Below are 9,888 nucleotides of genomic sequence, written 5' to 3' on the forward strand. Positions count from 1 at the left end.
ATAAACAGGATTAGTTTAAATTCAGTCCTGTTTAACCCTATCCCCAAACCAATCTTTCTTAACTTACCATCAGGAACTTTCAATTTCATTTCTTTTCTCCTTTTTTTTGTTTTTGTTATTATTTTAAAATGTAAAAATAACTTGGACGCACATTACTAAAGCGCCCAACGGATAAAAACTTCGTTTTTTCCGTAACATAAATCCTCCTTAAGGTTTTTTATGAATATGAATCAATATTATTGATAATAATTTTATCAAATGAATGTTACAACTTTATGAAATTTACGTTAAATAATGTTAAATTTTGTTGCAGGATTGTCGTACTTTTGTTACCTGAATATTAATGCGCAATAGTTAGAGCCATGAACCGCATATTTATCGATACGAGCGCATGGTATGCATTTATAGATAAAAACGTCCCCGACGATAAAGAATCGGAAAAATTGTATAAAAGCATTTTTATTATAGTCCAATGAAAACGGAATACGCATATATCAGATAGAAATAAAAATATCCGCTTTTTAGATAAAGTAGTGTTGAATTATGTTATAAGTATATAGGGGAATCAATAGGGGTAAAAATACGGATAAGGAGCAAAAGGCGTCCATTGCCAGTTCTGCCATACCCAGCAGGGCTGCATATGCTGTCCTCTTTTAAACGCCCTATGCTGTTTTTTGCGGATGCCGGTTCTAAGCATATAATTTAAAACGCCTGAAGTAATGCCTTCTTTATGAAGTTTTATTATCTGCCTCGCCGTTAAGTAAAATATTTCATGCGAAGCCCTTAGTCTCTTAATAATAGTAAGTTTAGGAACATGTCTTTTGCATAAATTAGCTATCTCTGAAATAGTCAAAGGCGGGGGTACCGGTTTAACGTAATAGGAACAGCCGCTTAGAGCAAGACTTAATATAAAAGCTAAAAAAGTTATCGATATAATATATTTATATAAATTGAATTTCATTTTTCGTTTGTTAAAAATTTACCGTTATCTTACTCGAAATAGCCAATATTCCCAGCGTATAAATGCAATATTCATAAAAATTTTTCAAAAACTTCTTCGGGCGTTATAACCGAAGTGAATAAATGAATATTTCCATATTTAACGACATCCGTTTTGGGAATAACGATTGCATTTGCTTCAGACGATTTAGCAACTTCTATAAATTTTAAAAAATTACTATCTCCTAAATGAATTCCGTGCGTCTGTATTTTTTTTGCCGTAACGAATTTACCGTATTCTTTTAAAAAAGCGAACAGATAATCGATATTCTTTTTTTCTATTTTTTTACTATGAATTTCGGTAAAATATTCTAAATAAATTCTGTCGTCTAGAGCGATATCGTATCTTCCGTCTATTAGATAGTCTATAAGCCGCCCACAACAACTTTCCGCATTAAGAACTCCTTCGATAAATACTTCCGTTCTCAACACGAAAAGATATTTATCTATTTCTTTTTTGAGGCGTTTATAAAATTTAGCTAAATTATTCCCTTGAGTCATTGTTTATTGTGGTTTCTTTAATAGCCGATTCTCTTAAATCTCTTACCGCTTTTTTTAATTTTATAGATTGCCATGAATTGAGCGTTTCGTTTAAATTTTTCGGGTCAATCGGTATCATTAAAGCAACGGGCATTCCATTCTGCGTAACTATAATCTCTTGTTCTTCTTTAAGGTCGTCGATTACTTTATTCGTATATAGTCTTAAATCTCGAGAAGGTACAAATTTCATAATTTAACTCTCCTCGTACATTATAAATTTTCTTTATATTACGAAAAATTTTAATTAATATAATGATAATGATAACATACAAATGTTACAGTTTTATGACATTTATGTTAAATTTTTGAAATATTTAAAAATGAAGTCCTATTTTTCTCCGCAAAACTTATTGCAAATTCGTTCCTGACAGTTAAATTTTGAATCTTCCCGAGTATTGAACGTATATTTATCTTCTTTAAGAAGCCATGATTTTAAGTCGTCGTTAATGTTGCATTCAATAATATCCATAAGTTTTTTTTTAGACTCGGGGTCTTTGATTTCAAAAAAAAGTTCTATTCTTTTATCGAGATTTCTCGTCATTAAATCTGCGGTGGAAATAAAAACTTTTTCATTTCCTGCATTATAAAAATAGTATATCCTTGCGTGTTCCAAAAACCTTCCTATTATGCTTTTAACCTCGATATTTTCGCTTAAATCCTTTATACCCGGCTTTATCGAACATATGCCTCTTATTATCATTTTTACTAAAACGCCCGCCGAACTTGCCGCGTAAATTTTATCTGTAATTTCGGCGTCGAATACAGAATTTACCTTGATTATTATTTCGGCGCGTCTTCCGGCTTTAGCCTCGCTTATTTCAAAATCGAACAGCTCGGCGAGCGTTCGCCTCAGATTTACGGGGGCTAACTTTATTCTGCTCCATTTAAATATGTCGGAGTAGCCCGTCATATAATTGAACATATTGGATATCTCCGAACATGCCTCTTCTTCCGCGGTAATATAATCGATATCCGTATAAATATTTGCGGTATATTCGTTGTAGTTACCGGTAGAAATATGGGCGTATCTTACGATTTTACCTTCTTCTTTTCTTGTCGCAAGAAATATTTTCGCATGTATTTTTTTATCGGAAAAACCGTAAGTCACGATGCATCCAGCCTCTTCCAGTTTCTTGGCCCATTTTACGTTTTTCTCTTCGTCAAACCTCGCTTTGAGTTCCACTACCGCACATACGTGCTTTCCTTTTAATGCCGCATTTGCCAGCGCTTCAACTATTTTGGAGTTTTTATCCGTCCTGTATAATGTCATTTTTATAGAAAGCACGTTTTTATCGTTCCCAGCCTCGGCAATCCACTTAGATATAATTTTAAAATCGTTGCAAGGCCTGAAAAGCAAAATATCTTTCTTTTTTGCGATATCGAAAATACTTTTATTTTTCAGGTAGTCGGGGATTGCCGGTTTGAAGGGCTTGTAATATAAACCCCTGCTTTCTTCTTTAATATTAAACAGGAACGACAGATTAAGGGGGCGGTTCGTTATATAAAAGTCTTCGTCTTCATAATCCCCGTTTATCCTTAAATAATATTTGATTTTATTCGTTAAAACGTTGCTAATTTCTCTGTTTATTTCGACTCTTACGATGTTGCTCCACTTTCTTGCCGAAATGTTTTCTTCTATTGCGGACAGAAGGTCCTCCACGTCCTCGTGTTTTATAGGCAAATCGGCGTTTCTGGTTACCCTGAATAAAAAATAATCCTTTACGGCGTAACCCGGAAATATTTTATCTATATACCTTTCTATAATGTTTTCCGGAGTAAAATAATATGATTTTTTAGATTTTTTAATTTTATAAACCTTCTTTACGTTTTCTGGAAGAATAATCAAAGCATCATATACTTTGTTTTCGATTTCTAATTCTACGAAAAAACATAATTTTAAATTAAAAATAAACGGTATTTTTTCTATTTCGGAAATCATAACGGGAGTAATTACCGGCGATATTTCCGTATCGAATATTTCGTCTAAAATTTCCATATCGAAAGGCTCTAACGGAAATATAAAAATCTTAAGCTTGATAAGTTCGGAGGCGAGAGCGTTAAAAATCGAAGCACTTTTTTCGTCCTGCTTATGAACTCTAATGGAAATTTTATTTAACGCTTCGGATGGACTAAAACCGGATATATCTTTTTCTTTGTAACCGGCAGATATCAAATCCTTCAGTCCCGCCACCCTTATCATAAAAAACTCGTCTAAGTTAGCGGAATGTATAGCCAAAAATTTAAGTCTTTCGCATAACGGAACGGTTTCGTCTGCCGCCTGCATAAGCACTCTTTCGTTAAAATCGAGCCAGCTCAATTCCCTGTTGTTATAAACGCTAACGCTATTCATAATCAAGTTTTACGGCAAGTTCTACCGGAATGCCGAATGTTTCGAGAAAATCCGTCGATTTTAATTTAAAAAACTTTATCTCCAAAAAAGGCGTAACCGATGAAACTGCCGTAATTTTTACGACTTTATCCAATACTTCTATGTTTATATCCTTTATTAACTGCATATGACCGGCGTCTAAAGCGTCGGCTATCTTTAAAATCGAAATTACCTTTTTTACGGTAAGCTCTCTTTCCGGACTTATCCGGTAATGCGCAGTATCCGAAGGACGATATTCGCCGCTTCCGTGAAAAAATGCGCAAAATGCTATATTTTCGAGTATCTCCCTGTTTAAACCGGGTATATTCAAAGAATTAATTATTCTGTAAGAATATTCACGATGGTCGTTTATATTATTATAATACCCGACATCGTGAAGAATAGCCGAACCGACAAGGACGGCACGCTCATCCGGCTTAATAATAAGAATATTTTTCAACGAACGCCGTATTTTTTCGGAAAACATAAGAACCTGTTTAGCGTGTTTGTCGTCGAGGTTATATTTTTTTCCGAAGTAAAAAAAATATTCTATTAATTTTTTATTAAATTTCTTTTCTTTCGTTTTTATAAGATAAAACCGCGTAAGCTGGTCGGAAAAGTTCTGGTCGGAGAAGTAAAGTTTTTTTGCTCCTGCCGATTTCATTATAGATATATAAACATATAAAACGGGCTTTAAAATCTTAGCGTCGTAATCGTTTATAGAAATTTTAGCGCAGATTTCCGAAATAGAGGACGTTTTTATTTTCGAATAAAGATCCGTTAAACCCGCAATATCGAAAAAATTCCCTTCCGGTTTAAATATTTCCAAAAGCAGGCCGGTAGAAGTATCCGAACCTATGACCGAGGTAATTTTATCGTACTCTGTACAACTTTTTTTAAGCAGTAAAACAAGCTTATTTATATATTGCTCGTAAGCCCTATATTTAACGCTTTCGTCTATATCGCTAAACAATTGGGCGATTCTTAAAGCGCCGTAAGGAAGAGTCGACGAAAAAAGGCTGATTTTATGTTTTCTTATGTTAATACCTACGTTTCCGCTGGACAGATTGACGAGCACCGACCCTTTGCTTTCTAATTTTTTAAACCCTTTAAGCGATTCGCTTACTCCGAGATATTTTATATAAAGTTCTTCTTCCGCGTCTATTATTTCAAGCTCTATACCCGTCTTTACCCTTATATGGTTTATAAAAAAATGTTTGTTTTCCGCGTCTCTGACGGCGCTAGTACATACCGCCCTATAGTTGCCGTTTATATCATATTCTTTAAATTTTAGTTTAATATTGCCAAAAATTTCGGCGGCCTTGTAAACGGTATCGAGAGTTATATACTTTTTAAGAAACGTGTCCATTCCGATACTTAACGGAAAAATTATATACTCGAGCGTTTTTATGCGCCGTCCGGCGTCAGAATTTTTTGAAACTTCAGAAATTTGGCATCTTATACTGCCCGCCCCTATATCTACGATTCCAAAAATACCGGATTTCATTGAGCGTTAAGAAATACGTACTTTCCGGTTATTTTTTCCATTAAATCTTTTTTAGTTTCTAAAGATTCGACTTCTAAAAGTATATCTCCTTTATAAACGGGATTAAGCGTAATAATTTTATCCGTAACCTCCGGCTTTATATCTTCAATGTTTCCTTTATGCTCCCTGTCGAGCGCGTCCACAACTCTTAATATAGATGCAAGCTTAATTACGGCGTCGATATCTCCTTCTCTTATATCTTTGTATATATCATGATGTTTTTTTGGAGGACTTTTTCTATGGTATCTTGCAATATTGGCGATTATCGCCTTTTCGTAGTCGCTAAAACCGGCTAAGTCGATGTTTTTTATTAAATAAAGCGAATGCTTATGATGTTTTGACATCGACACGAAATTTCCGATATCGTGAAGCATGGCGGCGGCAATAAGATATTTAAGATATTCTTTTGATATCCCGTAAGATTCTTCGAGCGCATAGAAAAGTTTTTCGGATAAATAGGCGACCTGTTTAGCATGTTTTTCGTCAAAGTTAAATTTTTTGCCGATTTCGCTGAACATTGGAAACGGAAAATCTGTTTCGTATTTTTTCTCCTGTTTTTTTACCGCAGTCATAAAAACTCCTTTTTTATTTAATTCATCTATTAAAAGACCGCTTCTTAATCCTCCTGAAAAGGAATAAAATCCTTGAAGACGAAAATAAGTCAACATTTCATAAAGTATTACGGCGGCAGGAATAATAATGTCGGCTCTGCCTGCATCCGCCGATTTTATTTTTTTTATGTCGTCGGCAGAACTGTTTTTATTTGCGTCGATAAAATCTTTCAGAAACGATTTTGGAACATAATTTATTCTAGAATCCGCCTTTTTACCGTTAAAGCCGCAATAAACGGCTGCCAAGTTATTTACCGTGCCGCCGGTACAAATTGCTTTTTTAAAAAATAGGTTAGGGAAATCTTTAAAACTGTTCTTTATAAAAGTCTTCATAGCCGGTATTTTCAAATTATACGGCGGTCTTTTTTTAGAAAAATCGTTTTTAAGCCTGAGGCAGCCGAGCGGCGTACTATAAGACTGCAAAATCTCGCCTCGCTCTACTAATGTAATTTCAGCGCTTCCACCGCCGATATCCGCTATTACGGAATTGGATTTATTTAGATTAAAATTGCTTGAAACGGCTAAATACGACAACCTTGCTTCTTCTTCTCCGCTTATTATATTCAGGTCTATTCCGCAGGTTTGTTTAATTTCCGACGCAATCTCTTCTTTATTTTTTGCATGCCTGAAAACCGCAGTTCCAACCGCTTTTACCGTGTCGGTTTTATTTAATTCTATAATCTTTTTTATATAATTGAAGGCTTTAAAAAGTTTTTCTTTAGATTCGCCGCTTATATAACCCGTCCTGAAGCAGTCGTCGCCTATTCTCGCAGAAACCTTATATTCGTCTATAAGGCTGCAGTTTCCGTCTTTAGTTTCTACTATCTTAAGCTTTATGGAGTTGCTTCCCGCATCTATAATCCCTAATCTGAACGATTTTTTCATTGTTTCATTAACTTTATTAGGTTTTCTATACGTTAAGCGCGCGGATAAAAGATTTTATATCTTTATCTTCTTCAAAATTTTCTATAAGTTCTATGACTTTTTTCCTGTCTGCGTTTAACGCTTTTTTTATTTCATTTCTTATAGGCTTACTCTTATCTATTAATTTTTTATAAATATTTATCTGAACTATTTTATCTTGAGCGTCGCCTATGGTTTTCTGAATTTTTTCCAAGCGGCTTATTGTTTGAACTACAATATCTTCTCTAATCAAATCGGAAGAAAATTCCATAATATACCTAAATTCTTTAAAAATAAGCCTTAATATATGAAGTTCTTCATTGTCTAACGAAGTAGTTTTTATTATAATCGTTAATTTTTTGTAAGTCTTTTTTATCGTTAAAACTAAACGTTCAAGAGGCTCCGCATCGTTCAATTTATTATCGAATAAATCTCCATTCTTAAGCGCATTTTCAAAATCGGCAAGAAAACCGCTAAACTCCTGAGATCCTATAACGGATAAAATTTTGCCTTGTTCTATTCTTATTTCTTTTTCTATTTTTAGCCTTATTTCATCCTTTAATAGCGCAGGAACTTCATCTTTAACGTATAAATCCATAGACTTAAGAAGAACGTCTAAATCTCTTTTCCTTTGAGTTTCTTTCATTATTTTAGTTAATTTCTTTTTAAAATATATACCTCTGCCGCTAAGCTGCTGTCGGAATATTTTTAAAAGCGTTTTAATGCGCCTAATAGCAACCCTGAATTTATGAAGGTTTTCGCCGTTTTTTCCTTCTATAATTCCGGGCATTTCCGTTTTTATCTCTTCAAGCAGGGAATTTAATATTTTTACCGTAATTTCTTCCGACGTCATATTTTTATTTAAACCGTAAAATGATTTTATAGGCAAAGGCGTTACCTCCGTTTTATCGTTACGTTAATTTATTATCAAACATTTAATTAAGTAATATGATGATATTATATATTTTAATTGTTACGGTTTTGTGACGTTTCTGTTAAATTTTTGTAACATTTAAAAATGAGGACATATTTATTTAACTTTTCACGATATAATGTGGGGTGAGAACGAAAATATTTTTTACGAATCCGTAATGAACAGAGTTATGGGTGTTTGCTATGATTTAAGACACGCTTTAATGGGCGATAGAGACATTGAATTTGTCGATAACGGTATGGATTATGATAAAATGAAATGGTTTTTAAAGTATGTTCCGATAAAAACGTGTATTACAGGATAGAAATATTATGGCCAGAATTGTTATTCGTTATGATATCGCTTAACGATTTCGTAAAACTTTATGCCTTAAAAAAATCTAAAATGAGATACGATGCTATGCTTTATAAAGAAAATATTTGGGATTCGGCTATTGGTAAAACAGTAAGATGTGAAGCAATTTACTTAATACTAATCCGGCTCTTTGGCGGCATTAATTCCGAATAGGCTTTAGCAAAAATGTTGCCTGATTTATTGAAATAAATTTTGACATTTCCTAAAATATACTGTAAAATTTAAGATTATGAGCGAAAATTTACAGTATTTTAGAGCGATATACAATTTTCTGCCTTCCGAAAAAGAAAGAAAAATCGTCTTAATAACCGGCGCTCGTCAGACCGGAAAAACCACTCTTGCAAAAAATAAATACAATACGTTGCGTTATATCAATCTGGATTCTCCGGAAATACGGGACGGCATTTCGCAGATTACGGCCTCAAACTGGCATAAAGATATAGGCAAAGCTATACTTGACGAAGCGCAGAAAGAACCTTCGCTGTTCGAAAAGGTTAAATATGCTTATGACGGAGGAAATCTCGATTTTCAAGTAATTCTCGGTTCAAGTCAAATTCTTTTATTGAAAAAGATAAGGGAATCGCTTGCGGGAAGAATATCGCTTTATGAACTGTGGCCTTTAATGATGTCCGAGATATATGCCGGACTAGGAGCTAAAATTATTAAACCGCCTCTTATAGACCGCATCCTTGAGGAAGAAGATTTTCATAAGCTTATGGAAAGTCTTCCATCTGTTTTAATAGGCGAAGAAGATATAAAATTAAAAGAAGCTCAGGAACACTTATTAAGATGGGGTGGAATGCCGTTCCTTTTAAGTATTAATAATGCATATGAAAGGCAAAAATGGCTCAGAGATTATACTTATACATATTTAGAAAGAGATCTTGCAGATTTATCAAGAATTGAAGATTTGGAACCTTTTAAAAAATTTCAAACAATATCGGCTTTAAGAAATGCAAAACTTCTCAATTATTCCGAACTGGCTCGAGATGTCGGTATAAGCGTAGATACATCAAAGAGATATTTAGAATATCTGAAAATATCTTATCAAACTATACTGCTTCAACCTTACGGAACTAATATAACGAGTTCGGCTGTAAAAACCCCGAAGATTTACTGGCTTGACATTGGTTTATTAAGGCAGATGACGGGCTTTTGGGGCGACGTGATTTCCGGTGATATATTTGAAACTTTGGTAATTTCCGAAATCTACAAATGGATAAAAACAATGCAGAAACCTGTCTCAATGTATTTTTATAGAACCCGCTCAGGATTAGAACTCGATATTCTTTTGAAAATAAATGAAAGAATAATAGGGATTGAAATTAAAAATCGCAGTATTGTAACCCCTTCCGATTTAAGACCTATGAAAGCCGTAGCCGACGGTCTCGGCAAATTATGGAGCGGCGGTATTTTAGTTTATAACGGAGATAAAATAGACAAGATTGCAGAACCGAATATCTGGATGATACCGTCAAGACGTCTGTTTTAAAAACATAATTAATTAAATAAAATTTTTATCGTTTACGCAATATTTATTTTAAATTAACATTTATAAGATATAATTATTTCATGAATAATTTTACTCGTTTCATTTAAATATTGCCTGTCGAAATTATTCATTTATTTTTAA

General features: G+C 33.7%; 10 protein-coding genes. 3 read left to right on the top strand and 7 right to left on the bottom strand.

Annotated elements, in window-relative coordinates; all coding sequences use genetic code 11:
• Window positions 1-565: 565 nt before the first annotated feature.
• The 7 genes from EVJ48_09890 to EVJ48_09920 all read right to left on the bottom strand — a co-directional run bounded on the left by EVJ48_09890 (window position 566) and on the right by EVJ48_09920 (window position 7,856).
• A complete protein-coding gene (locus tag EVJ48_09890) occupies window positions 566-961 on the bottom strand; it encodes a hypothetical protein (protein ID RZV36832.1) in 396 nt (131 codons plus the stop codon).
• A 71-nt stretch (window positions 962-1,032) separates the two neighbouring features.
• Window positions 1,033-1,500, bottom strand: coding sequence for a hypothetical protein (locus EVJ48_09895; GenBank protein ID RZV36833.1), 468 nt, complete (start codon window positions 1,498-1,500; stop codon window positions 1,033-1,035).
• Window positions 1,484-1,729, bottom strand: a complete 246-nt coding sequence (locus EVJ48_09900; protein ID RZV36834.1) for a hypothetical protein — start codon at window positions 1,727-1,729, stop codon at window positions 1,484-1,486. Before EVJ48_09900 ends, EVJ48_09895 begins: the two co-directional genes overlap by 17 nt.
• A gap of 138 nt (window positions 1,730-1,867) precedes the next feature.
• Window positions 1,868-3,889, bottom strand: coding sequence for a polyphosphate kinase 1 (ppk1, locus tag EVJ48_09905; protein ID RZV36835.1), 2,022 nt, complete (start codon window positions 3,887-3,889; stop codon window positions 1,868-1,870).
• Window positions 3,882-5,414 (bottom strand): HD domain-containing protein, encoded by a 1,533-nt coding sequence (locus tag EVJ48_09910; GenBank protein RZV36836.1) that lies wholly within the window; start codon window positions 5,412-5,414, stop codon window positions 3,882-3,884. The genes ppk1 and EVJ48_09910 overlap by 8 nt, the downstream gene beginning before the upstream one ends.
• Window positions 5,411-6,949, bottom strand: a complete 1,539-nt coding sequence (locus EVJ48_09915; GenBank protein RZV36837.1) for a Ppx/GppA family phosphatase — start codon at window positions 6,947-6,949, stop codon at window positions 5,411-5,413. Before EVJ48_09915 ends, EVJ48_09910 begins: the two co-directional genes overlap by 4 nt.
• Before the next feature lie 25 nt (window positions 6,950-6,974).
• Complete coding sequence (locus EVJ48_09920) at window positions 6,975-7,856, bottom strand: CHAD domain-containing protein (protein ID RZV36838.1); 882 nt, start codon at window positions 7,854-7,856, stop codon at window positions 6,975-6,977.
• Window positions 7,857-8,019: 163 nt separating this feature from the next.
• Here EVJ48_09920 and EVJ48_09925 point away from each other — a divergent pair, with 163 nt between their 5' ends.
• The 3 genes from EVJ48_09925 to EVJ48_09935 all read left to right on the top strand — a co-directional run bounded on the left by EVJ48_09925 (window position 8,020) and on the right by EVJ48_09935 (window position 9,747).
• The gene (locus tag EVJ48_09925) at window positions 8,020-8,205 is read left to right on the top strand and encodes a hypothetical protein (protein ID RZV36839.1); all 186 of its coding nucleotides are present in this window, start codon (window positions 8,020-8,022) and stop codon (window positions 8,203-8,205) included.
• Window positions 8,160-8,408 (top strand): hypothetical protein, encoded by a 249-nt coding sequence (locus EVJ48_09930; GenBank protein RZV36840.1) that lies wholly within the window; start codon window positions 8,160-8,162, stop codon window positions 8,406-8,408. Before EVJ48_09925 ends, EVJ48_09930 begins: the two co-directional genes overlap by 46 nt.
• A gap of 76 nt (window positions 8,409-8,484) precedes the next feature.
• A complete protein-coding gene (locus EVJ48_09935) occupies window positions 8,485-9,747 on the top strand; it encodes an ATP-binding protein (protein RZV36841.1) in 1,263 nt (420 codons plus the stop codon).
• The last annotated feature ends 141 nt before the right edge of the window (window positions 9,748-9,888 follow it).

Origin of the sequence: Candidatus Acidulodesulfobacterium acidiphilum, from assembly GCA_008534395.1 — a bacterium.
Classification (GTDB): Bacteria; SZUA-79; SZUA-79; order Acidulodesulfobacterales; family Acidulodesulfobacteraceae; genus Acidulodesulfobacterium_A; species Acidulodesulfobacterium_A acidiphilum.

Excerpts from the sequence above, each read along its gene's own strand:
- EVJ48_09890 (RZV36832.1), bottom strand. The coding sequence starts at position 961 with ATGAAATTCAATTTATATAAATATATTATATCGATAACTTTTTTAGCT.
- EVJ48_09895 (RZV36833.1), bottom strand. The coding sequence starts at position 1,500 with ATGACTCAAGGGAATAATTTAGCTAAATTTTATAAACGCCTCAAAAAA.
- EVJ48_09900 (RZV36834.1), bottom strand. The coding sequence starts at position 1,729 with ATGAAATTTGTACCTTCTCGAGATTTAAGACTATATACGAATAAAGTA.
- ppk1 (RZV36835.1), bottom strand. The coding sequence starts at position 3,889 with ATGAATAGCGTTAGCGTTTATAACAACAGGGAATTGAGCTGGCTCGAT.
- EVJ48_09910 (RZV36836.1), bottom strand. The coding sequence starts at position 5,414 with ATGAAATCCGGTATTTTTGGAATCGTAGATATAGGGGCGGGCAGTATA.
- EVJ48_09915 (RZV36837.1), bottom strand. The coding sequence starts at position 6,949 with ATGAAAAAATCGTTCAGATTAGGGATTATAGATGCGGGAAGCAACTCC.
- EVJ48_09925 (RZV36839.1), top strand. The coding sequence starts at position 8,020 with ATGTGGGGTGAGAACGAAAATATTTTTTACGAATCCGTAATGAACAGA.
- EVJ48_09930 (RZV36840.1), top strand. The coding sequence starts at position 8,160 with ATGGTTTTTAAAGTATGTTCCGATAAAAACGTGTATTACAGGATAGAA.
- EVJ48_09935 (RZV36841.1), top strand. The coding sequence starts at position 8,485 with ATGAGCGAAAATTTACAGTATTTTAGAGCGATATACAATTTTCTGCCT.